We start from the raw sequence: 23,889 nt of genomic DNA, 5'->3' as shown, positions 1-23,889 counted from the left end.
CTTTATATTTTTATTAATGATGATCGTGTTCTTCTACAGCCGAACCAATAAACAATGATGATAACATTGTAAAGATAAAGGCTTGTAAGAATGCTACCAATATTTCTAACACTGTTAAGAATAAGGTTAACAAGAACGATACACCTACTGCACCTGGCGTTGACAAGGTTTCTTTCATTACAAACGCTACTGCAATTAACCCCATTACTACTGAGTGACCTGCAGTGATGTTTGCAAATAAACGAATTAACAACGAGAATGGTTTTGTGAACATACCTAAAACCTCAATTGGTGCTAAAACAATTTTCATTGGCCACGGCACACCCGGCATCCAAAAAATGTGTTTCCAGTAATCTGCGTTTCCGCTAATGTTTACATATAAAAAGGTAAACAATGCTAAACAAACTGTAACCGATATGTTTCCTGTAACGTTTAACCCAAGCGGTGTTAAACCTAATAAGTTTAATAAGAAGATTAAAAAGAAAACCGATAATAAATACGGCATGTACTTTTTATACTTTTTTTCTCCAATGTTTGGGCGAGCCATTTCATCACGTACATAAATTACCAATGGTTCTAATGCGCGTGCAATTCCTTTAGGTAAGTTGTTTGGTGATGATTTGTATGTACGTGCTAATGCTGTAAACCCTAAAAATAATAATACGGTAGCTAACAATAAACCTACAACATTTTTAGTGATAGAAATATCGAAAGGTTTTTCGTTGGTTGGGTGGTGCTCTTCATCATAAGAAATAGTACCTGCAGCATCTGTTTTATAAATTTTACCGTGGTAATATTTATAATTTTGCCCGCTGTTTTCAATCACTTTACCGTTGTAAACAAAATCTTCGGTAGACATGAATACTTTTAAACCGTTATCAATTAAAATAACTGGTAAAGCAAATCCATAATGTTTGTGTTTTTCTGCATCGCCATAAAACGAATAATAATGGTCGTCCATTAAGTGATGTTGCGTGTACGCTTTAACAAACTCTTTTGAACTTGGATCAACTTTTTCGTGCGTATCATGAGAATCATGAGCCACATGAGTAGTTTCTGTAGTACTAGCTTGCAACGAATCATGTGCTGAAACAGTCGGTGTTTCTGCGTTTGAAACCAAAGGCATCAAAGCAAATAAAGCCGCTGTTAGTAAATGAAGTGATTTTTTAATAGTCACCATACCGGGATTAAATTTTTTATGGTTCAAAAATTTTGTGCAAAAATACAATATTTATCGTTTCCGTGCAGAAGTATTTTAAACTTTTTTTATTTATTTATTTTCTGATGAAGATGATTGATTTAAAACACGATACGTTACGTACACATCAAAAAACATAAACAAAAAGAAAACGACTAAAAAATTATATTTAAAAAAATTGTCTGATCCGCTGGCTTCTAATGCTCCACGTATGGCAACATAATTAATCACCAGCTTTAAAGTTAAAAAACCTAGAAACAAAAAACCTAAATTTTGCGGCATACTTTTACCAATACCTACTACCCCAAAAATTAACAAGGCAGATAATAATAATTGCAACGCATAAATTTGCCACAACTGTATAGACGCCATTTCCCAAAGAACTGATTGCTTGGTCATTGTTTGTAACAAAAAATGTAATCCAAAGGACACTAAAGCTAAAATTGCCAACTGACCTATAAAAGCTAATGCTTTACCCATTTTTATTTAATTTATTAACCTGACTTATGACTTGATACATTGCCAGAAAAATTCCGAGCAAAGTTACGCTTTTTGTGCCCCAATCGTTATAGATTAAATACTTTTTATCTAACCAACCGCCAATTCTATAAAACACATAAATAGTTGCACCCATTTGAAAAGGTATTGTTGTAAAAACAAACCACTTATTGTTAGTATTTTGCTTTTTTGGCAATTTTTTATTTTCCTGCATCTTTTACATATTCTTCCCAATTTTTCTTGATAAGCACCACACCATAATCATCGGTACTTATTAAAACAGGGTTTTGCTTAATGTTATAATCCGATTCTAATTCCAGATACATTTGTGCCGATTTTGCAATATTACCCGATTTAACCCCGTGCAACACAAAGAAAATAGTGTTATCGTTGTACATATCGGCACTAAAAACAAGTCCGGTGTGACGGCGATCGTTAGCATATTGCTCTAACTTCAGTTTTAAAGTTTTACCTTCTTCTGTTAATGGATATGGCACTTCGTAAACCATTTTTATGTTTTTAGATAAATCGCGTTTAAACGATAATCCTTGTAATTTTGGCAAATCTTTCGCTATGATTCGTTCTGCTTCTTTTCCTTCTTTTGTTGTAGGGTACGTTAATGCAACATATTCTAACGCTTCACGGTAATTGGTCAATCCGCGCAACTTACCAATAGTCATTGCTTTTAACAATTCGTATTTGCTAATGATTCCATCTCCAATAACCGTCGGTATTTTAGCATCTAATTCTTGCAGCGTTTCATAAAAAGCACCATTTGCATATAAGCGGTAAATTTTATTGTATTCATCAACCGGAGATCCATCGGTAGATATTACGGCATTTGGATTTAAAGCTACTTGTGTGTATCGTGAATTTGGATGATTTGTCTTTAAATCTTCTAACATTGCCTGTGCCTTATTTGGATCGATCTTAAGATAAATCTTATATAAATGATATTTTGCTGGCTCAATTAAACCAACTTCCGGATTTATAGAAAGCAAATGCTCTAATCTTTGTGCTGCTACTTCGTACTCTTCTAAACGGTCGCTGTACAACAAACCTAATTGATAGTAGGCGTTATCGCGTTCGGTTTTTATTTGACTAATTTCTGTTTGTTCTGTTGGAATTTGTTTTAAATAGAAATCTACATTGTATCGCTCATTAGTTGAATCATCGTTACCAGCAGTTACACCACTATTAGCACTTGTTTCTGCATTTGTGGGTGGCTGTTGGGTATTATCTGCGATTGATGCACCGCTAGTAGATGCTACAGATGACCATCGCCAATTATCTGTTAACGCACGGTTACCCCATTTTTGAGCAAAATCGCTTTTACCTTGTTGTACGGTATTTAAGTTATAAAAGTAAAAATTAGAAGACGAACTAGTACTTGGAGCAGAACCTGGCATTTGTTGTGCGTTTTGTTGCGATGCTATTTGCTGAGCTTTTGCATCGTCTGCCTTCAATTTTTCGATTAATTTTTCTATTTCTTCTTTACGTTGGGTATCGTCTTTACCAACTAAATTTAAAATACTGTCGTTTTTTCGGGCAATTTGTTCATATCGAACAATATCGACCAAATTATTTCTTTTTCGCTTAACCTGAACATACTCTCGTGACATCGGGTTCATGTACACCATTGTAGAGTCATAATACATTCCTGCGGTTTCGAACTTTTTTTTCTGATAGTAGATATTTGCCAGCTTGTTGTAGTTAGATACTTTTACATACTCGTTATTTTTACCTACCTTTAAAGACATATTGTAGTCTTTTATGGCACGATCTTGCAAATCATACGCTTCGTGCATGACGCCTAACTGATGAAAAATAATATCGGAATACGCACGATTTTCACGATCGTTTAACAACGATAAGTATTGTCGTACAAAAGCTGTAGTATCAACAGTAGCAATATCTTGATTGGCAAATTTTTCGGCATGTGCATTTATTACCAGCGCGCGCGAAATTCTGCGGTTGTAATCAATAACATCCTGAAAATTTTTAACCGCATCGGTTTTTTGACCTGTTTTACTGTTTAATTGTCCTAAAATATAAGTATAACGTGCTTTTTCGTCAGTATCTTTTGTAAGTTCAATAGCTTGTTGCAAGGGGATTTTAGCCGAATCTAAATGTTCTAAATGAATATAACCTTGTGCTAAAGTTGCGTAAGCATCTGCTTTTGTTTGATCTTTTAATTCACTTTCACTATCTCTAAAGATCTTTTTAATATTCTGTATTGCTAGCCCGTAATATTCTAATTTCAAATTGGTTTTTTCTTTCCAAATAAGTGCATCATAAAACAAATCACTGTCTGGATATTTTAAAATAATATAATTAAAAGCTTCAACCGCAGGCACAAATCGCAAATCTTGGTAACGTGCCTTACCTAAAAGCATATAAGCTTCGTCCATTTGTGGGTTGTGTTCTTTACCAGCAATATTTATAGAGTGCTTTTGAGCAGCTTTCACAGCTTTGTCTTCGGCTCTTTGAAAATGCGGACTTTTTTCGGCAGCACCTGTAATAATTAATGCTTTTTCATCTTTTTGGGCAGGTTCTACCGTTATAAGATTAGAAAAATCATCTACATATTTCTTTTTAAGTTCCATTACTCCCCTATCGTACGAAACGGTACCATTGTAAAGCACATTGTATTTTGTGGTAGTAGCGTGGTATCTTTTGTTGGCAAAACCTGCTTTTTCGGTAGAACAAGCAATTGCTACCAAAACAAGAAATAAAACAGGAATATATTTAAAGAAAAAAGTTTTCAATAGTTTAGATTTTTTATAATAACTAAAAAACACAGAATTTCGTATAAATAACTTAAAAAACTTAATGCTCTGTACTTTAATGTGTAAAAATAATAAAACAGAACAAATTTTCATTATAAAAAGAATTTAAAAAAAATCGCTCCAAAAAATGGAGCGATTCTTTTTCATAGCAAATTTTGCTAATCTATTTTAATCTAACCAAAAACCAATTTATTTCTTTAAATACTAAAAATATAATATCAAAAATACAAATTTAAAATACATTAGACAAATATTTAAATATTTTTTTGATAATTTAACTTAAATAATATTTAAAAAGGATACAGTACATTTGTTTTTTTAATAATTTGAAATGAGAAAAGATATTGATTTTCCTAAATCGGAAAATGTTTTTTTAGCCGCAATACAGCAATGGAATGACGACTTTCAGGAAAACAGCTGGTTTGTTTACCTTATAAATAATACTAACGAAACTTTAGAATTGGTAATGGCAGTATCTCGCGCTTACGGAATAATAAGCAACGAACAGCGTATAACAGGAACATTTCGCCATTCGTTTAAAGAAGTTGCACCAAACAGCATTACCAAACTTGAAATGCTAGAAAACAATGTTTTACAGCTTAATAACGAATTTGTGGTTTCGTACTTTTTAAACAACAAAATGTTCGATAAAACCTTTGTTTTTAAAACCAATTCTATTAACACCAAAGCATTAAGCGATATTCCCGGCACTGATTTTCGAGGAGTTTTATTGAAATAAAAAAAGCCAGATTTTAAAAATCTGGCTTTTTGTTTTATGCTTCTTTATTTTTTTTGTTTGATACTAACGACCAAATTACCGAGATTGCCAATACCGAACCTATAATAGCTAACGATATAGAAGAATTAAAATGATAATAAGGCATAATAATCATTTTTACACCAATGAATGTTAAGATAATCGCCAAACCGTAATGTAGTTTAGAGAACATATCCATTGAATTTGCTAATAAAAAGTAAAGCGAACGCAAACCTAAAATAGCAAATATATTTGATGTATAAAGAATAAACGGATCGTCTGGTGCAATGGCAAAAATTGCCGGAATACTGTCTACCGCGAAAACCAAATCGGTAATTTCAATAACAGCCAACGCAACAAACAAAGGAGTTACCATTTTTACACCGTTTTCAACCGTAAAGAATTTATCGCCATGAAAATCTTTGGTTACTTTAAAGAATTTGTGCACAATGCGCACGCCAATATTTCGTGACATGTCTGCACCTTCTTCTTCATTGTCATGATTATCTGATGCCCATGATTTTATACCCGCAAAAATTAAGAAAATACCAAAAACGAATAACACAACGTTTAATTGGCGTGGGTCCCCTGTTTCGGGATCAATACCTAAAAATGGTAAGGTTACATAAGTTAACTTAATAAGTTCAACGCCAGCAAAAATAAAGATCGCTCTAAAAAATAAGGCGCCTAAAATTCCCCAGAACAATACTTTGTGTTGATATTCTTTTGGTATCTTAAAAAACTTAAAAACCAGAATAAAAACAAACAAATTGTCAACAGACAATGCTTTTTCTATCCAATAAGCTGCCTGATATTTGGCAAAATTATCTGTAATTCCGTAAGGTTTGTCTAAAACCCAATAAACAACACCACTGAAAACCATAGAAAGGGCAATCCAAACTATTGACCAAGAAAGCGCTTCTTTATTAGAAATGACGTGGCTTTTTTTATTAAAAACGCCTAAATCAAGCAAAAGCATAATTACAACTGCAATTGCAAAGCCCCCTATTAGCCATGGGTGGTTTATTAAATGATCGTCTGGTAAATTGTTCATAGTAAATAGATTTAATCTAATTTATCGGTTAGTTTTTTAAATACTTTTTTAGGTTCTTTATTATTATATAAAATGTCGTAAACGGCATCAATAATCGGAGTTTTTGCTTTTAATTCTAAATTCATTAGGTAAGCACTTTTTGCTGCATAATAACCTTCGGCAACCATGTTCATTTCCATTTTTGTAGAAATTACAGTGTATCCTTTTCCAATCATATTTCCAAACATACGGTTGCGTGAAAAAAGCGAATATCCGGTAACCAGCAAATCGCCCAAATAGGCAGAATCGTTTATGTTACGTTTTAGTTTGTGCACTTTTTTAATGAATTTTTTCATTTCGCGAATGGCATTACTCATTAACAACGCCTGAAAGTTATCGCCATACCCCAAACCATGCGCCATACCAGCTGCTATTGCATAGATATTTTTTAGCATTGCGGCATATTCTGTTCCCATAACATCGTCTGACGTTTTTGCTTTAATATAATGGCTACGTAAACTAGAAGCAATTACTTCGGCTTTTGATAAATCGCCACTGGCAATTGTTAGGTAAGACAAGCGTTCTAAAGCTACTTCTTCTGCGTGACATGGCCCTGCTAAAACCGCGATGTTTTCAATAGCAATGTTGTAGGTTTCCATAAAATGCTGCCCCACAATTAAACCTGTCTCGGGGATAATTCCTTTAATAGCAGACACGATTATTTTACCATCTAAAGAAACAGTAAGATTTTCTAATTCGCTACCCAAAAAGGCAGATGGTATTGCAAATATTATATAATCGGCATAACCAATTGCCTGATTAATATCTGTTGTAAGCAACAATTGTTCGGTATCAAATTCTACCGAACTTAAATAATTTGGATTGTGTTTATTAACTTTTAATTCTTCAATTGCAGTATCGTTGCGCATATACCAGGCAATTTCAGATAAATTGTGGCACAGCATTTTAGCAATAGCCGTTGCCCAACTACCACCGCCAATTACTGCAAACTTTGGATTGTTAATCATTCTTATTTTTTTGATTTGCAAAAATAGCTTTTTTAATCTTCTTTTAAATTATTATTTTGTTAAGCTTATTATTTACGCTTTAAACAATAATAAAACTAGGTTTTGCGTTGTACTTATGATTTTTAATTTGATTTTTTTATTGAATTTAAAAAGCGACTTCGTTATTGTTGTCGCTTTTTTTATTAAAGATAATCTTTTTAGTTATTTCTTGTAGAACAAATTATGATTGATGTACTCCCAAACATGTGCATCTAACATTGGTTTTATATTCTTTTGATCTTTTATGCCGTTACGGATGAATGTGGAAGAAAGTTCTATAATTGGCGCCTCTACTTTATGAATATGTGGATGATTTAGGAATTCTTCAGGAACCTCATCGGTTGAAATTCTTGGATACACATACAAATGATAATCGTTCAGAATCAATTCGAAATTCTTCCATTTTTTGAGCGATTTTAAATTATCCTCACCCATTATTAATGAAAAAGTATGTTGCGGAAATTTTTCGTGCAGATGCGCCAACGTGTTTACAGTGTAATTTGGTTGTGGCAGTTTAAATTCAATATCGCTTGGAATAATTTTATCGTAATCCTGCGTAGCCAGATGCACCATTTGCAAACGATGATAATCTGCCAATAAACCCGATTTTTTTTTCAGCGGATTATGCGGCGTAACAACCATCCAAAGCTGATCTAAATTGCTGTTTTCAACAATATGGTTGGCAATAATTAAATGACCAACGTGTATAGGATTGAATGTGCCGAAATACAAACCTACCTTCATAATTTACTTGTTTAAAAAATTCGAAACCAAGTTACAAGCGTCTTTTTTTGCTGTTTCCAAATCGTGATTTTCTAAAATAACATCAAATTCAGGTGCACGTGAAATTTCACGTTCTGCTTTTTCTAATCGCATGGCAATTTTTTCATCACTTTCGGTCTGGCGAAAACGTAAACGACGCTCTAATTCTTCAACAGAAGGTGGACTAACAAATATTGCCAATGTTTGATCTGGATATTGTTGTTTGATATTTAACCCGCCCACTACATCTATATCAAAAATTACATGTTTGTCTTCTGCCCAAATACGTTCAATTTCGGTTTTCAGCGTACCGTAATAATTATCTTTATAAACTTCTTCAAACTCAACAAAAGCATTTTCTGCTATTTTCTCTTGAAATTCAGTCGGAGAAATAAAATAGTAATCTTTACCATTTACTTCGTCACCACGCATGTAACGCGATGTTGCCGATATAGAAAAATCTAAACACAATTGTTTTTGTGTTAGCAAATGCTTTACAATTGTTGTTTTACCAGAACCTGATGGTGCCGAAAAAACAATCAATTTCCCTTTTGGTGCTGTCATTTATGTAGTGTTGTTGATTTATAGAGATTGAATAAATTTACTATCTTTTTTGTCAAACCGCACTTGATGCGGTTTCTCATCTTTTTCTTAAACTTGTGAGATGCTGCACTTCGACTACGCTCAGTGACCAATTCAACATGACAACTATAGATCTATTCAATTATAATATATTTAAAACTTGTTCTTTAATTTTTTCTAATTCATCTTTCATTTTCACGACCAACTTTTGCATTTCGGCATGGTTTGATTTTGATCCCATGGTATTTATTTCGCGTCCCATTTCTTGGGCAATGAAACCTAATTTGCGTCCGCCATGTTCACCGCTGTTCATTGTTTCTACAAAATAATCTAAATGGTTGGTTAAACGCACTTTTTCTTCGTTAATATCTAATTTTTCAATATAATATACTACTTCTTGTGCATATCGGCTTTCATCGATATTAAATTCTAATTCTTTTAAATTTTGAAGCAAGCGGTCTTTCACCGTTTTAATTCGATCTTCTTCATAACTTTCTACTTCAGTTATACAGTTGCGAATGATATTTATGCGGTTTAAAAAATCGTTACCCAATTTCTCACCTTCTTGTTGACGGAATTCGTTTATATTTACAAGCGCTTGGTTTAAAACTTTTACAATTTCATTCCATTCTTGTTCATCTAACTCACAACGTTCAACCTTTAACGCATCGGGCATACGCACTGCCATTTTCATTAATTCGGTTTCATCTGCATTAGGAATTATGTTTTTCATTTGCGCGATGTATGCTTTAACAATGGGCGCATTTAAAACAGACGATGTTTCTTCACCGGTAACTTCTATAAAAACAGAACTTTCTACTTTTCCGCGTTCTAACTGCTGTGCAATTACATTGCGAATTTCTAGTTCTTTTTCTTTGTACGGTTGTGGTAAGCGAACGCTTAAATCTAAATTTTTAGAATTTAAAGATTTAATTTCTACCGTAATTTTTTTTAAGGGTAATTGCACCGACGCCTTACCGAAACCTGTCATGGAATAAATCATACCGAATTATAATAAAGGTGCAAATTTAGTAAATTGTAACATACCTTGTTAATTATTTGTAAAACAAAAAGCTGCCTTAAAAAAGACAGCCTTTGTTTTGATATAAATTTATGATTTTTATCTTTAAAAACGGTAACCAATACCAATTGATGCTCTTATTCCAGCCCAAGGACCGTCTAATTTTGCTTTTGCACCTGAATCGTTTACTTCGTATTCTAAATCAACCACAGGTAGATCCAAATCATTCAATGCCTTTTTAATCGCGGCTTGTTCGCTTTCATTTATAGATTTCTTTCCTTCTAATGTTCCTTTTGCAGAACCGTAATGTGGTCCCATAATCATCCAATCTAAATAAAACTGCTTGTAAACACGCCATTGTGCACCAATAGCAAATCCGCCCGAAAACGATTTAATGCTACCATCAACCACAATATGTTGTTCGGTTCCTTCGTAATCGTAATTAACCGGGAAATCTACATTATACTTTCCATATCTTAAAAACGGTGCAATGTAAAAGCCTTTATAACCCTCTTTTCCTAAATAAAAACGGATTTCTGGCGTTACCGAAAAACTTGAAATACTTACCTGCTGAAGTTGTGCACTTGTTGTTTTATCGTCTACAATTGATTCGATTGAATTTGAAAACGGTAAACCTTTAGACGGCATCATGTTAAAAGTTACACCTACTGTAGTTTTAGGAGTAATAAGACGCTCGTACTGTAAAGAAATGTTTCCGGTGGTTAAGGCTAAAAGATTAAGCTTAACCATGTTTTTGCTTTCTACTTGTAGTTGTTGTACTTCGACTTCTTCTTGTGCGATGCCCAAATGTGAAACAAAAAGAAAAGTCATTGCTAAAATTGTTTTTTTCATGTTTTCTAAATTTTGGGCAAATGTACTTTTAATTTATTGATCTGAAAACACTTTTACAAAGCTGGCACTGTGTTTATTGCGATTTTTAATGAAATTACTATTTATATGCTATAGCAAATCTGAATGATTAAAACCGATATCCGACAGCTAAGGCTAATTTGGCATTTGCCCACGGACCTTTTATTTCAACATCAACACCATCATCTTTTACTTCATAAGTATATTTTACAACGGGAAGCTCTACATCGTTCATTGCTTTGCGTACTTCGGCTTGTTCTTCGGCATCTAAAGAGCGTCTGCCGGTTAATTCGCCCGATGCAAAACCATAACTTAAGCCTACAAAAGTAACATCGAGATACCATTGCGAAGCCAATCGCCATTGTGCACCAAATGACAATCCGCCGGAGAAACCATCAACATTTCCGTTAATAGTCACAATTTCTAACTGTTCTTTATAAATATATTCCACCGGAAGCTCAATAGAAAAACGATCGTAACGCAAAAAGGGTGCAATGTAAAAACCACGCATGCCTTCTTTTCCTAAATAAAATCGGACTTCGGGCGTAAACGAAAAAGCATTCATTTTTACATCTTTCAAAATATCGATCGCGCCTTTGTCTTTTACAATATCCTCTACCGTACCAAAAAACGGAATACTGCGTTTGGGCATAATGTTGATATTTGTAGCAATGCTGGTTTTGGGTGCAATGAGTCGTTCGTATTGTAACGAAATGGTAGATGATGTTAAACCAAGAACATTCCATTTAACCATGTTTTTATCTTCGGAAAAATTGGTTGTTTCTTGTGCAAATCCGCTAAAGCAAAGTAAACTAAAAAGTAGGGTGACTGTATTTTTCATAGCAAACAGGTATTTATACTTTAACGGTTAATTTACGTAAAATATTTCTGTTTGTAAGTTAAATATAACGATTATTCACACCATATACATTTCAAACAAAATCAAAAAAAAGAACCAATAAAGGTTCGTTTTAGTTATTCTTCTATAATAAGCTCGCCACAAATGGGTGTTTGAAAAGCTTGCGAAAATTCAGACAAGGTTAATTCTTTAGGTAATAAAACCATTAGTTTGGTAATTGCAGCTTCGGTGGTGATATCGTATCCCGAAATAACTCCAATTTGTTTTAATGCAGTGCCGGTTTCGTATTTGCCCATATCTACACTACCACCCCAACATTGTGTAATATTTACAATTTTAATACCACGATCTATAGCTTTTTGCAGTGTATTAATAAACCAAAATTGTGTGGGTGCGTTACCCGATCCAAATGTTTCTAACACAATTCCTTTTAAATCTGGGATGTTTAAAATTGCGTCTAGTACATTTTGAGTAATGCCTGGGAAAATTTTTAGTATTACAACATTTGTATCTAATTCTTTCTGAATAACTAATTGTTTGGATCCATAAAAATCGTCTAACAAATGTTCGTTTATTTTTAAATGTACACCACTTTCTGCCAAATGCGGTAAATTGGGTGATGTAAATGCATTGAAGTGTTCGGCTGAGATTTTGGTGGTTCTATTTCCTCTGTACAACTTGTATTCAAAGTACAAACCAACTTCTTTTATAACAGGGATTTTATTTTGATGAAGTGATGCAATTTGTATGGCGGTAATTAAATTTTCTTTGGCATCGGTACGCAGATCGCCAATTGGCAATTGCGAACCGGTTAATATTACCGGTTTCGAAAGATTTTTCAGCATAAAACTTAGTGCCGATGCGGTGTACGACATAGTATCTGACCCATGCAAAATCACAAAACCATCGAAATCATGGTAGTTTTTTTCAACAACTTCGGCAATGGTAATCCAATGTTCCGGATTCATATCAGAAGAATCAATAGGATCTTCAAAAGAATAGGTATCAATGCTACAATCTAATAACTGTAATTCGGGAATACGCTCTAACAACTGGTTAAAGTTAAAGGCTTTTAAGGCACCGGTTTCAAAATCTTTAACCATGCCAATTGTACCACCCGTATAAATTAAAAGAATAGCCGGTTTATGCATTTTGTAACTTTAATTTGTTTACTACCGGGTTGGCATACATTTCTAAAAACATATCCACTAATGCTTCATTGCTTTTATCTACTTTTAGTTCCAACCTACGTAAAAATAATTGTTTTTCTTTATCGGTGTATTCGTTTTCAAAAGTTTTGGTGTGGTTTAATAAGTCATAAGCAATATAGTTGGTTGGCCACAGTTTGTAGTTGGCAATAATTTGCTCGTCGATTACTTTAGCAACCATTTGTATTTGCTTGTTTACATTGGTAGTTTCGTTTTGAATAACATCTAATTCTTTATCTAAAACATCGCCAATATGAATGTTGATTCGTTTTTTTTGTCCAACAATACCGCTCATTAAATTGATAAAATCTTCGTTTTTATCTTTAATATAAGCTTCTTCTGCCATTTTTGCCATTAATTGCGGCATTTTTAACTTATCGGTTGGGTCGTATTCATAAGATATGGTAACTGGAACAATACGCAGTTTCTTAAAATAATCCATCATTGATGGTTCATCGCACGCCATTCCAATCATTTTCAATACACCTGGGTGCGTGGCATCGTTACCATCTTTCGTTCTTCCTTCGCGTTGTGCAATCCAAACCGAACGGTTTTTTTTATTTATTAACGCATACATATATTCAGAAAGTGTTTTACTACTTTCTAATAATTCGCGTGGAGAAATATTACGTTTAACAATAAAATTACGGTTTAGTTTGGCTAAATCCATAAATAATTGTTTTTGCACCAAGTTATCTCCAACTGCCGAGCCTGTCATTATTTTACCATTTTCAAACAATAGCACATTTAGTAAACTGGTGTCTAATAGAATATCGCGGTGGTTTGATATGAATAAATAAGAGGTATTAGGATCTAGCTTCTCAAAACCTGCACCAAACAATCCTTCGGAAGAATTTTTTAAAACACGTTGTAACGTTATGTAGATGATTTTCGATTGAAAATCGCGAATTGAATGTATATTGTTAAAAAGATCTTGAACTTGATCTTCACTATAATCGGGAAAAGTATACTCTATCAACGATTTTACCATTGGATGCTGCGAAATACTCTGTATTTTTTGCTGTACTTCTTCATCGTGATAAAAACGTATCGAATCGAATTTAGACATAGTTTTAATATATTTTCGTAAAATGAAACAAATATACTTCCAATTTACAATTTAAAAATGTTTAATGCGTTTTTTGTTGTTTGTTGTGCAATTTCTTCTGCAGAAACACCATAAATAGTTGCTAATTTCTGTGCAACCAATGCTACATAGCTACTTTCGTTACGTTTGCCGCGATGTGGTGCAGGCGCTAAATAAGGCGAATCGGTTTCTAAAACGATCTCTTTTAATGGAATTTGATCTAAATATTGATCTATTTTTCCGTTTTTAAAGGTAGCTACACCGCCAATTCCTAATTTCATGTTTAGATTCAATGCTCGTTGCGCCTGATTAAGATCACCCGTGAAACAATGAAAAATTCCGAACAAATCGTCGCTTTTTTCTTGATCTAGTACTTCAAAAACCTCATCGAACGCATCACGACAATGAATATTTATTGGCAACCCTAATTTTTTTGCCCACTGAATTTGTGTTTGAAAAGCTTGCTGTTGAATGTTTAAAGTAGATTTATCCCAATACATATCAACACCAATTTCGCCTACCGCTGCGTAATTTCCTTTATTTAATTCCTGCTCAACAAAAGTCAATTCTTCTTTAAACGTTTCGGGTTTAACGTAACATGGATGCAACCCCATCATTAAATGAACGTTTTTAGGATATTGTTGTTGTATTTCTTGCATACTCTTAAAATAAGAAGAATCTATTGCCGGAACAAAAAAATGCTCTACCCCAACGGCAAATGCGCGTTCCATCATTTGGATACGATCGCTTTCAAATTCTTCACTGTATAAGTGCGTATGTGTATCAATTAAAATCATTTTGTATTTTTAGCCTTTAATTAAATCTATTTTAATGAACGATATTGTAACTGTTTTAGAGCAGCAAGATTATTTCAGCATTTCGTTTCGCATTCGTAAATCGAACCATTTGTATGTACACGCAAAGGTAAACACCATTAAAGGACTGTTTTTGATTGATACCGGAGCGTCAAATACCTGTATTGACAGTAACGAAAAATCGTTTTTTAAACTACTGTCAAAGGCACATAAAGCTAAGGCTTCAGGTGCGGGTTCTAACGATATGCATGCCGAAATTTCTACCAACAATGCCATACAATTAGGTAAATGGAAAAAGAATGCGGTTGATTTAATTCTGCTTGATTTAACCCACGTAAACATTGCTTTAAGCGAATACGATTTACCAAAAGTTCATGGAATTATTGGCAGCGATTTGCTTAAAAACAACAGCGCCATTATTCATTATCCTTTACAATTACTTTTTATTAAGTGATTGCTTTTGCCACTCGGCGGCAAAGGTTTCTAATTCGGTATACCAATTTTCGCCAAACTTACGAATTAATGGTTCTTTTAAAAATCTATAAACGGGCACTTCTAGTTCTTTTCCAAGCGCACAAGCATCGTCACAAATATGCCAACGGTTGTAATTTACAGCAGAAAATTGTGAATATTCTTTAATACGAATAGGATACAAATGACACGAAATAGGTTTTTTCCATTTAATTAAACCTTCGTTATACGCTTGTTCAATACCGCATAAAGCCGTATTTCCGTCGAAAATAACGTACGCACATTCTTTATTATCAATCAATGGAGTTTCTAAATCACCGTCTTCGCCCGTTACCCAGGTTCCTTTTTCTTCAATTACAGCAATACCTTTAGCACGTAAATAAGGTTTTATTACAGGATATATTTCTTCTAAAATAGCTGTTTCTTCCTTATCTAAAGGCGCACCCGCATCACCATCTACACAACATTGTCCTTTACAAGCTGTTAGGTTACATACAAATTCTTTTTCAAGAACATCGTCTGAAACTATTGTTTTTCCAATCTGAAACATAAAATCAATTCATTATCAATTTGCAAAGTTACAACTATTTAATAGTTTCTATAGTGTTACAAAAAATCTAAAAATAAACGTTATATTTATACTTAATTTTCAATAGATTATAAATACCTTTGCAAAAAATTTAAGGCTATGGAAATTAATTTTAAAGAAATTTTTACCGCTGGTATGATTTTATTTGCTGTAATTGATATTTTAGGATCTATACCTATTATTGTTGATTTACGTACAAGGGTGGGTAAAATTCAATCGGAAAAAGCATCAATTGTAGCTGCGTGTATTATGATTGCTTTTTTATTTGTGGGTGAAAGTATTCTAACTTTAATTGGAATTGATGTAAATTCGTTTGCTGTTGCAGGTGCATTTGTATTGTTCTTTTTAGCCTTAGAAATGATTTTGGGCATACGACTGTATCGAGACGAAGAACCTAAAACAGCATCAATTGTTCCGTTAGCGTTTCCTTTAATCGCCGGACCCGGAATTATGACTACCATTTTAGCGCTACGTGCAGAATATCAAACAATAAATATCGTTTTTGCAATTGTGTTAAACATTATTGTGGTTTATGTAGTTTTAAAACTTTCCGGACAAATAGAACGTATGATAGGCACTAACGGTTTAGGAGTAATTCGCAAAGTATTCGGAGTAGTTTTATTGGCAATTGCTGTTAAATTATTCGCTGCTAATGTTAAAGACTTGTTTAACTAATTAAATATTTTGTACTTTCGTTTTCTATTCAACAAAATAAATCAATAATGAAATACGTTACATACATAGTTATAGCTATTGCTATTGCTTTGATTGTATTAAACATTACAAAATTAGATTTTAACAACTTATTTCAAGGTGAAAGTGTTGTAGCTTTAATTTGTATTATTGCCATTTTGTGTGCAGTAATTTTATTGCTTATCTTTAATACTTCAAAAGCAATAGACAATAAAAACAAGTAAAATGTTTGACTGTTTAATTATAGGCGGAGGCGTTTCGGGGGTTTCTTGTGCCTTGGTTTTAGGATCGGCAAATGCAAAACCATTTGTGAACGATAAAAAAATCGGTATCATTGCCCACCAAAAAACATCAATGTTGCAAGACGCATTGTTCAATAACGCTTATGGAATATCTCCTGGCACTTTAGGTAACCACTTATTACAACAAACCCTTACAGATTTAAACAATTTATACCCGCACATTAATCAAATTTTTAACGAACGGGTACTTTCTATAATTAATCACAAAGATTATTTTTTAGTAACTACTACAGAAAATATTTATGAAAGTAAATGTGTAGTAGTTGCAGTAAACTCAAGCAATCCTTTTACTATTAACGGTTGTTTGGAACCTTATGTAATTCCGCACGGCAAATCGTTACCACAGAAAAACCGTCTTCAACTAGCAAATAACGATCATTTGGTTTTTGAAAATATTTATGTTGCAGGAACTTTAGCCGGGCATCGCAGTCAGTTGGCAATTGCTGCCGGAAGTGGCGCTGCCGTTGCAACCGATATTTTAACTTTGTGGAACAACGGTATTGAAACCCACGCACACGACAGTATTAGAAAGAAGTAAAATTTTTTATAGGCGTTAATCGTTAAACATTTTCAAAAAAAACTTATGGACTTTGATTTAGTAGATGAATTAAACAGATACTTACTTGACAACAAACTTGAGTTAGCTATTGAAGTAGCCGAGAAAAAATTAAGTAATTTATCTTCAACAGAATTTCACAAAATTATTGGTCGAGATCTAAAACCATTATCTGAAAACCTTACTTCTTACATAACCGCTTTTTATTCTCAATCGAAAAATAAATTCGAAGTAAAAGCAATTTATTCAGAAATGAATGGATTTACAATTAATTACGACTTATGGTTCATTGATTTGTTTGGATATTCTGAACTTGGAACACTCGATGATTTAGATTGGCTGTCTGAATTTGAATATTCATCTGAAAAAAGCATGTCTATTAGTAGCTTTGAAGACTTACAATCTGTATATGAAGAATATATGGAAAATGAAAAATGGAGAGATAAAGAACTAGAAAAAGCATGTAAAATTTGTGAGCTGCTCATTATTTTAAGGCTTCAAGAACTTTTTAAAGAAGTAAAAACTATTGCAGTTCAAAGAAATTTAGATTGGAAAGACATCCCTTTGTTTGTTACTGCACATGATTACGAGATGATATACGAAGTAAAGAAATAAAAAAGCAGGTTTAAAACCTGCTTTTTTATTTCTTTTATTTTAAGAACGAATGTGCTGTAGTGTCTTGATCGTCTTCATTGTTAGCTGCAAAAATACGTAGTTGTTTTAACCAGTAAATAAATGCAACAGTACAAATAATAATGAAAATCCAGTTAAGCAAGTTTGCAACCCACCAATTTGTTAATTCTAATTTAGCAAACCAGTCCATTGGTACAAACAAAACATCAACGAATAAAAATTGTATCCCGTGAAAGAAAGATGTCCACATAATATTGTTATTAAATTATTTATGTTTAGTTTTAGTTTAATTCTAACTTTGCAACAAAAGTAAAAAAAATTATCAACAACTTATTTACAAAAATCAAATAATATCATTAAATGCTTACAAATCTTTTTTCTAAAAGCAGACCCATTGGGTATGTAGCAATTGGCTTACTGCTTTTGTTAACTTACTTTATACACTTAATTAGCGATTTAAAGTGGTTACAATCACCAGCAGTAATTATAGAAAAAAGTTTTCTGTTTGTAGTTGTGGCATTTTCGGTTTTGCTGATACAGTTTATTACCGTTAAAAACTATTTGGCTGTTAACAACCTCTATTCGTTGTTTTTATACGCCTGTTTTTTAATTTTATTTCCTACTTTTTATGATGATTCTCAATTAATTCTAGCAAATTTATTAGTGCTTTTGGCATTGCGAAGAATTATTTCGCTACAAACTTTAAACGAACCAAAGATTAAAATATTCGATGCCAGTTTATGGATTTTTGTCGCTACATTATTTGAATCGTGGACTATTCTATATTTTTTAATGATCTATCTTGCAGTTATTTGGTACGTTAATCAAGATTACCGCAATTGGATTATTCCTTTTATTGCGTTGCTAACCGTTACGATACTATTTTACACTTACAGCTTATTTTACAATATTGATTTAGTTGAATTTTGGACAGACAAATACGATGTTGGTTTCAATTTTAGTTACTTTGAAAATATTTACCAAAATCTTGCGCTTTCATTTTTTGCAAGTATTGCCGTTTTGTTTACCGTTTATCAGCTTACTAATTTAAAAAGCATTGCAACCAACCAAGTTACTTTATATAAAAACATTGTGTTGTGTTTTTTAATTGGCGTAGTTATTTATGTAATTAGTCCCGAAAAATCGAATGGATTATTGGTATTTACTTTCTTTCCGCTTTCTATTATTGGTGGAAATTTTATAGCTCAAACACCTAACAAATGGGTTAAAGAAGCTATCTTGGCTACAATTCTTGGAGTAAGCTTATTGTTATTCTTATTAAAACTATAACTTTTCGCCGTAAGCCAAATCGCCTGCATCGCCAATTCCGGGAATAATGTATTTTTTTTCGTTTAAAGAATCGTATAAACTAGCAACCCACAAATGAATATTTTCAGGTAAATGCTGTTTCAAATAATCAATCCCTTCTGGCGCAGCAATAACAACGCAGATATGAATTTCTTTAGGCTGTTCTTTTTGTAACAACTGATTAAAAACCGCAACCATAGAATGCCCTGTTGCCAACATTGGATCCAACAAAAGCAGACATTTATCTTTAAACGAAGGTGCTGCCTGATATTCAACCAAAATTTCTTCGGCTCCGTGTGTTCTTGCTGCCGATACAAAACCGTTTTCGGCATCATCAAAAAAGCTCATAAAACCGGTATGTAAAGCCAATCCGGCGCGAAGTATCGAACACAAAACAACCTCGTCTTTAATCATCATGGTATCTTTTGTACCTAACGGCGTTTGAATAGAACAATTGGTATACGAAAGTTTTTTACTCAATTCATAAGCCATAATTTCGCCAATACGCTCCATGTTTTTCCGAAAACGCATCGAATCTTTTTGAATTTCAACATCTCGCAACTGCGCTAAAAAATGGTTTAATATGCTGTTTTGTTCCGATATATAATGAATATGCATAACTTTAGATAGGTTTTAATTTTTTGTAAAATTATTAAAACTATATTTGTAAATAAAAATTATTACCATGTTTGCAGAATTTGCTTTCCCAGTTTTTGAACAAAGTATTACAGATTATCATAAATACGATGATGTAAATCAGCCTATTGAAAATCCTTACGAAAAAGGATCTATAGAACATTTATTATATGCCAAAAACTGGGTTGATACCGTGCAATGGCATTATGAAGATATTATTCGCGATCCGCAGATTGATCCGGTTGCTGCTTTAGAGTTAAAAAGAAAAATTGATGCTTCGAACCAAGTGAGAACGGATATGGTTGAATACATCGACAGTTATTTTTTGGATAAATACAAAAACGTTCAGGTTAAGCCAAATGCTAGAATAAACACCGAAAGTCCGGCTTGGGCAATGGATCGTTTGTCTATTTTGGCATTAAAGATCTACCATATGCAAGAAGAGGCTACTCGCCCAGATGCATCAGAAGATCACCGTGCAAAATGTCAGGCAAAATTAGATGTTCTTTTAGAGCAGAAACAAGATATGTTTACATCGATCAGTCAATTGATTGAAGATATAGAAAACGGCGACAAATTCATGAAAGCGTACAAACAAATGAAGATGTATAACGACGAAGAATTGAATCCGGTATTGTATCAAAATAAAAAATAAGTACTTTTGAAAGACTTTCTTAAACAGAAAGTCTTTTTTACTATGAACAAACTTTTAAAAATAGCGCAGGTATTCGTTTTTACCATTTTAATACTTTTAATTGCTGTATTTATATGGCAGTTTTTCGATGCTTACGCCAAATTACTTTTTATTCCGCTGGGCTTTTTAAGCATTTACTACCTGTTAATTTATCTGTTTGCAAAACTGTTGCAGCAAAACCATTCAAAAGTGTGGTTTTATGTGGGTATTTTCTTTATGATTATTCCATTGCTGGCTTTCTCAATGGCTTACAAACCTATTTTAGAATTTTCGTACAGCATTCTGCATACTTTAGACAATTAAAATGAAGCATATTTTAGTAATACGATTATCGGCAATGGGCGATGTTGCTATGACGGTTCCTGTTATACGATCGCTTATTCAGCAACATAACGATGTAAAAGTCACGGTGGTTTCGAGACCTTTTTTCAAACCTTTTTTTGATGATATGGATCGGGTTGATTTTTTTGAAGTCGATCTGGAAGACCGTCATAAAGGATTTTTTGGAATTTACAGATTGTATAAAGATCTAAAAAAACTAAAGATCGATTTTGTTGCCGATTTCCATAATGTATTGCGATCTAAAATACTTCGTACCTTTTTTAAATCAAACGGAACTAAAACAGCGTTTACTGATAAAGGCAGAAAAGAAAAAAAGGAATTAACACGATTAGAGAAAAAAGTATTAAAGCCTGTAAAATCAATGGTTGATCGTCATGTTGACACCTTGGCGCAATTAGGTTTTAAGGTTGATCTATCAAAAATATCTTTTCCAGAAAAACCGGTTTTGTCTGATGAAATTCTGGCTGTAACTGCCAAAAAATCAAACAATAAATGGATTGGAATTGCCCCTTTTGCACAATATCAAACAAAAGTATATCCAACCGAATTAATGCAAAAGGTTATTTTAGATCTTTCCGAGAATCAAAATCATAAAATTTTCTTGTTTGGCGGAAAAAATGAATTAAATTCGTTAAAAAACCTTCAGCAAAACCTTGAAAATGTTATATTAGTTGCCGATAAACTTACTTTTAAACAAGAATTACAGTTTATTCCGCATTTAGATGTAATGCTTTCAATGGATTCTGGCAACGCGCATATCGCAGTAATGTACGGAGTTTCTGTTGTTACCTTATGGGGAAACACGCATCCGTTTGCAGGTTTTGTACCGTTTAACCAACCGTTAGAAAACAGTTTGATTCCAGATTTAGAGAAATATCCGTTTTTGCCGACATCGGTTTACGGAAACAAAATAGTAACAGGCTACCAAGATGTTATGCAAAGTATAACACCCGAAGAAGTTGTTGCAAAAATTAGTACGAATTTATACGAATGAAAGATTTAATAGAAAAAAGCATTGGGCTGCTAAAAGATTTAATTAAGACACCGTCGTTTAGTAAAGAAGAAGATATTACAGCCGAAATTATTGATAACTACATAAAAAGTTTCGGAGTAGAAACATACCGCGAATTAAACAACGTCTGGGCTTTTAACAAGTTTTACGATCCGTTAAAACCCACTATTCTATTGAACTCGCACCACGATACGGTTCGTCCAAATATCGATTATACGCGTAATCCTTTTTTAGCGGAGATAATAGACGGAAAATTGTATGGTTTAGGTTCTAACGATGCTGGCGGATGTTTGGTTTCGTTGATTTCTACCTTTCTGCATTATTACAACCAACCGAATTTAAAATACAATTTGGTAATTGCCGCTACTGCCGAAGAAGAAATTTTAGGCTTGCACGGTTTGGAATTTGTGGTACCAAAATTAGGCGCGTTAGATTTTGCGATAGTTGGCGAACCAACACAGATGCATTTGGCAGTTGCCGAAAAAGGTTTGATGGTTTTGGAATGCACTGCATCGGGAAAGTCGGGGCACGCAGCACGTAACGAAGGCGAAAACGCCATTTACAACGCTATTGAAGATATTTTGTGGTTTAAAACGTTTGAATTTCCTAAACAATCTGAAATGTTCGGACCGATAAAAATGTCGGTAACTATGATAAATGCCGGAACACAGCACAACGTAGTGCCATCGAGCTGTGATTTTGTGGTTGATGTTCGTATTACCGATGCTTACACCAACGAAGAAGTTTTAGATATTATAAAAGCACATACCAAATGCGAAATCAAACCGAGATCAACCCGTTTGCGTCCATCGTTTATTTCGTTAGATCACCCGATTGTAAAAGCCGGGATAAATTTAGGCAGAACAACGTACGGCTCGCCTACTACAAGTGATCAAGCGGTATTAAAAATTCCATCTTTAAAATTAGGACCTGGAAATTCGGCTCGTTCACACACTGCAGATGAATTTGTGTATGTTAACGAAATTGAAGAAGGTGTAGAATTGTATATTAAGATTTTGGATCAGTTGGTGTTGTGATGTTTTATTTAAAAATAAACATTGTTAGCTAAAAATATTTATTAACAAATTTGTCTATCATTTTTTGTTCATATTCCTCATATTGTCTATCATAATCTAATATATATTCATTAAATTCTTTCTCTTGATCTACAATATAATCCTCGAAATTATCTTGAGTAATAATCAGTTTTAATAAACTCGAATTTATTTCTATTTTATCTCCAATTTTATTTTTCAATTTGCTTTTAGATTCTTCATGTCTTAAAGCAATCTTCAATATACCAAATATTGCTGTTGTAAGAGATAATTGTTCAACAACAACATTCTCTTTTTCCCCATACTTAATTATTAAAAATTGCGAGTATCGAAGGTCTACAACATCAATTATTTCTCCAATTATTATTTTTTCATTCATTTTATAAAAAGTTTAGATAACCAATGAGTTTTTATTTTCGACAATTCATGTTTTGTGTTCTCAAATTGAGATTTTAATATTTTAATTTCTTCTACAAGATTTTCATTTTCTTTCTCTTTACTCTGTAAGATTGTACCCAATTCTATAAACTCTTCAGTTTTCTTTCTAAAGCTTTCTAAACACTTTCTATTCTCACTTATTAATTTTCTCTTTTCTACTTTTTCCGATTTCAACTTTTCTTCATTGATACCAAAAGCTTTAGAAACTTTATTCAATTCTTTTTTTAATTCTTTTTCACTTAATCTAAGCTTATTTAATTCTTCTTTTGTTTTTTCGATTTTAGATATACTTGTCTTTTCATCAACTAATTTACTTGTCTTTTCAAAATTTAATACAAAATTTGATGTCTTTAGTACATTCAATAATTCATCTTGTGAATGAACTTTTTTCTTAAGAAAAGTATATTTCAATTCTAAATCATATACATATGTCATTAGATTATTACTATCTTTAATATCAATAATTTGTCGAGATTCAAAAAAAGCTTCTATAAAATCTTTAATTTCAATATATGAATATTGTTGAAATTTGTCTAATAAGCTATTATAATTATATTAGCCCCCTATAAAGCTGGAGTGAAATTAAGAAATTAATTATATAACTTTGGTTTTAT

At 32.9% G+C, this 23,889-nt stretch carries 30 protein-coding genes; 11 read left to right on the top strand and 19 right to left on the bottom strand.

Annotation, left to right across the window (positions count from 1 at the left end; all coding sequences use genetic code 11):
* Positions 1-13: 13 nt before the first annotated feature.
* From atpB to porW, 4 genes are all read right to left on the bottom strand, one after another.
* Positions 14-1,180: a F0F1 ATP synthase subunit A gene (gene atpB, locus EG242_RS06355; RefSeq protein ID WP_124899064.1), complete on the bottom strand. Its 1,167-nt coding sequence runs from the start codon at positions 1,178-1,180 to the stop codon at positions 14-16.
* A gap of 90 nt (positions 1,181-1,270) precedes the next feature.
* Positions 1,271-1,678, bottom strand: a complete 408-nt coding sequence (locus EG242_RS06350; RefSeq protein ID WP_124899063.1) for a hypothetical protein — start codon at positions 1,676-1,678, stop codon at positions 1,271-1,273.
* Positions 1,671-1,910 (bottom strand): AtpZ/AtpI family protein, encoded by a 240-nt coding sequence (locus EG242_RS06345; RefSeq protein ID WP_124899062.1) that lies wholly within the window; start codon positions 1,908-1,910, stop codon positions 1,671-1,673. Before EG242_RS06345 ends, EG242_RS06350 begins: the two co-directional genes overlap by 8 nt.
* Entirely contained in the window at positions 1,897-4,464 is a 2,568-nt protein-coding gene (gene porW, locus EG242_RS06340; RefSeq protein ID WP_158608852.1) for a type IX secretion system periplasmic lipoprotein PorW/SprE, read from the bottom strand. The genes EG242_RS06345 and porW overlap by 14 nt, the downstream gene beginning before the upstream one ends.
* A gap of 352 nt (positions 4,465-4,816) precedes the next feature.
* On the opposite strand from porW, the gene EG242_RS06335 reads away from it, so the two are divergent.
* The gene (locus EG242_RS06335) at positions 4,817-5,224 is read left to right on the top strand and encodes a hypothetical protein (RefSeq protein WP_124899060.1); all 408 of its coding nucleotides are present in this window, start codon (positions 4,817-4,819) and stop codon (positions 5,222-5,224) included.
* A gap of 34 nt (positions 5,225-5,258) precedes the next feature.
* Here the strand turns inward: EG242_RS06335 and EG242_RS06330 are convergent, their stop codons facing one another.
* The 10 genes from EG242_RS06330 to EG242_RS06285 form a co-directional block, all read right to left on the bottom strand.
* Complete coding sequence (locus tag EG242_RS06330; RefSeq protein ID WP_124899059.1) at positions 5,259-6,296, bottom strand: TerC family protein; 1,038 nt, start codon at positions 6,294-6,296, stop codon at positions 5,259-5,261.
* Positions 6,297-6,307: 11 nt separating this feature from the next.
* On the bottom strand, positions 6,308-7,303 hold the full coding sequence (locus EG242_RS06325; protein WP_124899058.1) for an NAD(P)H-dependent glycerol-3-phosphate dehydrogenase: 996 nt from the start codon (positions 7,301-7,303) through the stop codon (positions 6,308-6,310).
* Positions 7,304-7,504: 201 nt separating this feature from the next.
* Complete coding sequence (gene nadD, locus EG242_RS06320; RefSeq protein WP_124899057.1) at positions 7,505-8,086, bottom strand: nicotinate (nicotinamide) nucleotide adenylyltransferase; 582 nt, start codon at positions 8,084-8,086, stop codon at positions 7,505-7,507.
* A gap of 3 nt (positions 8,087-8,089) precedes the next feature.
* Positions 8,090-8,668, bottom strand: a complete 579-nt coding sequence (gmk, locus tag EG242_RS06315) for a guanylate kinase (RefSeq protein WP_124899056.1) — start codon at positions 8,666-8,668, stop codon at positions 8,090-8,092.
* A gap of 160 nt (positions 8,669-8,828) precedes the next feature.
* Positions 8,829-9,677, bottom strand: a complete 849-nt coding sequence (locus EG242_RS06310; RefSeq protein WP_124899130.1) for a YicC/YloC family endoribonuclease — start codon at positions 9,675-9,677, stop codon at positions 8,829-8,831.
* A 135-nt stretch (positions 9,678-9,812) separates the two neighbouring features.
* Positions 9,813-10,559, bottom strand: a complete 747-nt coding sequence (locus tag EG242_RS06305) for a DUF3575 domain-containing protein (RefSeq protein WP_124899055.1) — start codon at positions 10,557-10,559, stop codon at positions 9,813-9,815.
* A gap of 127 nt (positions 10,560-10,686) precedes the next feature.
* Positions 10,687-11,418, bottom strand: a complete 732-nt coding sequence (locus EG242_RS06300; protein WP_124899054.1) for a DUF3575 domain-containing protein — start codon at positions 11,416-11,418, stop codon at positions 10,687-10,689.
* A 134-nt stretch (positions 11,419-11,552) separates the two neighbouring features.
* Positions 11,553-12,587 carry an asparaginase gene (locus EG242_RS06295; protein WP_124899053.1) on the bottom strand — a complete coding sequence of 345 codons (1,035 nt, stop codon included), beginning with the start codon at positions 12,585-12,587 and terminating at the stop codon, positions 11,553-11,555.
* Positions 12,580-13,713, bottom strand: a complete 1,134-nt coding sequence (locus tag EG242_RS06290; RefSeq protein ID WP_124899052.1) for a lysophospholipid acyltransferase family protein — start codon at positions 13,711-13,713, stop codon at positions 12,580-12,582. Before EG242_RS06290 ends, EG242_RS06295 begins: the two co-directional genes overlap by 8 nt.
* 44 nt (positions 13,714-13,757) lie before the next feature.
* Complete coding sequence (locus tag EG242_RS06285) at positions 13,758-14,528, bottom strand: TatD family hydrolase (protein ID WP_124899051.1); 771 nt, start codon at positions 14,526-14,528, stop codon at positions 13,758-13,760.
* A gap of 34 nt (positions 14,529-14,562) precedes the next feature.
* Here EG242_RS06285 and EG242_RS06280 point away from each other — a divergent pair, with 34 nt between their 5' ends.
* Positions 14,563-15,000, top strand: coding sequence for a retropepsin-like aspartic protease (locus EG242_RS06280; RefSeq protein WP_124899050.1), 438 nt, complete (start codon positions 14,563-14,565; stop codon positions 14,998-15,000).
* Here EG242_RS06280 and EG242_RS06275 read toward each other — a convergent pair.
* On the bottom strand, positions 14,983-15,567 hold the full coding sequence (locus tag EG242_RS06275) for a DUF3109 family protein (RefSeq protein ID WP_124899049.1): 585 nt from the start codon (positions 15,565-15,567) through the stop codon (positions 14,983-14,985). The two genes, EG242_RS06280 and EG242_RS06275, sit on opposite strands and share 18 nt — an antisense overlap.
* A gap of 138 nt (positions 15,568-15,705) precedes the next feature.
* On the opposite strand from EG242_RS06275, the gene EG242_RS06270 reads away from it, so the two are divergent.
* Genes EG242_RS06270 through EG242_RS06255 form a run of 4 tightly spaced genes read left to right on the top strand, consistent with a single transcriptional unit; the run spans position 15,706 to position 17,772 of the window.
* Entirely contained in the window at positions 15,706-16,281 is a 576-nt protein-coding gene (locus EG242_RS06270) for a MarC family protein (protein ID WP_124899048.1), read from the top strand.
* 47 nt (positions 16,282-16,328) lie between these two features.
* Positions 16,329-16,523 (top strand): hypothetical protein, encoded by a 195-nt coding sequence (locus EG242_RS06265; protein WP_091520752.1) that lies wholly within the window; start codon positions 16,329-16,331, stop codon positions 16,521-16,523.
* Position 16,524: 1 nt separating this feature from the next.
* Positions 16,525-17,139, top strand: coding sequence for an FAD-dependent oxidoreductase (locus EG242_RS06260; protein WP_124899047.1), 615 nt, complete (start codon positions 16,525-16,527; stop codon positions 17,137-17,139).
* 45 nt (positions 17,140-17,184) lie between these two features.
* Positions 17,185-17,772, top strand: coding sequence for a hypothetical protein (locus EG242_RS06255; protein ID WP_124899046.1), 588 nt, complete (start codon positions 17,185-17,187; stop codon positions 17,770-17,772).
* 34 nt (positions 17,773-17,806) lie between these two features.
* Here the strand turns inward: EG242_RS06255 and EG242_RS06250 are convergent, their stop codons facing one another.
* Positions 17,807-18,040 (bottom strand): DUF6341 family protein, encoded by a 234-nt coding sequence (locus EG242_RS06250; RefSeq protein ID WP_124899045.1) that lies wholly within the window; start codon positions 18,038-18,040, stop codon positions 17,807-17,809.
* Positions 18,041-18,150: 110 nt separating this feature from the next.
* On the opposite strand from EG242_RS06250, the gene EG242_RS06245 reads away from it, so the two are divergent.
* A complete protein-coding gene (locus EG242_RS06245; RefSeq protein WP_124899044.1) occupies positions 18,151-19,080 on the top strand; it encodes a DUF6427 family protein in 930 nt (309 codons plus the stop codon).
* Here the strand turns inward: EG242_RS06245 and upp are convergent.
* Positions 19,075-19,716 carry a uracil phosphoribosyltransferase gene (gene upp / locus EG242_RS06240; protein WP_124899043.1) on the bottom strand — a complete coding sequence of 214 codons (642 nt, stop codon included), beginning with the start codon at positions 19,714-19,716 and terminating at the stop codon, positions 19,075-19,077. The two genes, EG242_RS06245 and upp, sit on opposite strands and share 6 nt — an antisense overlap.
* Positions 19,717-19,783: 67 nt before the next feature.
* Between upp and EG242_RS06235 the strand changes: the two genes are divergently transcribed.
* Genes EG242_RS06235 through EG242_RS06220 form a run of 4 tightly spaced genes read left to right on the top strand, consistent with a single transcriptional unit; the run spans position 19,784 to position 22,819 of the window.
* Positions 19,784-20,389, top strand: a complete 606-nt coding sequence (locus EG242_RS06235) for a DUF4254 domain-containing protein (protein ID WP_124899042.1) — start codon at positions 19,784-19,786, stop codon at positions 20,387-20,389.
* A 42-nt stretch (positions 20,390-20,431) separates the two neighbouring features.
* A complete protein-coding gene (locus EG242_RS06230; RefSeq protein WP_124899041.1) occupies positions 20,432-20,731 on the top strand; it encodes a hypothetical protein in 300 nt (99 codons plus the stop codon).
* Position 20,732: 1 nt separating this feature from the next.
* Positions 20,733-21,764 (top strand): glycosyltransferase family 9 protein, encoded by a 1,032-nt coding sequence (locus EG242_RS06225; RefSeq protein ID WP_235831881.1) that lies wholly within the window; start codon positions 20,733-20,735, stop codon positions 21,762-21,764.
* Positions 21,761-22,819, top strand: a complete 1,059-nt coding sequence (locus EG242_RS06220) for a M20 family metallo-hydrolase (RefSeq protein WP_124899040.1) — start codon at positions 21,761-21,763, stop codon at positions 22,817-22,819. The genes EG242_RS06225 and EG242_RS06220 overlap by 4 nt, the downstream gene beginning before the upstream one ends.
* Positions 22,820-22,847: 28 nt before the next feature.
* Here EG242_RS06220 and EG242_RS06215 read toward each other — a convergent pair whose 3' ends face one another.
* Both EG242_RS06215 and EG242_RS06210 read right to left on the bottom strand, forming a co-directional pair.
* Positions 22,848-23,216 (bottom strand): hypothetical protein, encoded by a 369-nt coding sequence (locus tag EG242_RS06215; protein ID WP_124899039.1) that lies wholly within the window; start codon positions 23,214-23,216, stop codon positions 22,848-22,850.
* Entirely contained in the window at positions 23,213-23,710 is a 498-nt protein-coding gene (locus EG242_RS06210) for a hypothetical protein (protein WP_124899038.1), read from the bottom strand. Before EG242_RS06210 ends, EG242_RS06215 begins: the two co-directional genes overlap by 4 nt.
* Positions 23,711-23,889: the final 179 nt, after the last annotated feature.

Source organism: Paenimyroides viscosum, from assembly GCF_003858535.1.
In the GTDB taxonomy this organism is placed as follows: Bacteria; Bacteroidota; Bacteroidia; order Flavobacteriales; family Flavobacteriaceae; genus Flavobacterium; species Flavobacterium viscosum.
Note: the sequence above shows the minus strand (reverse complement) of the source record. Positions and strands in the feature narration are given on the sequence as shown.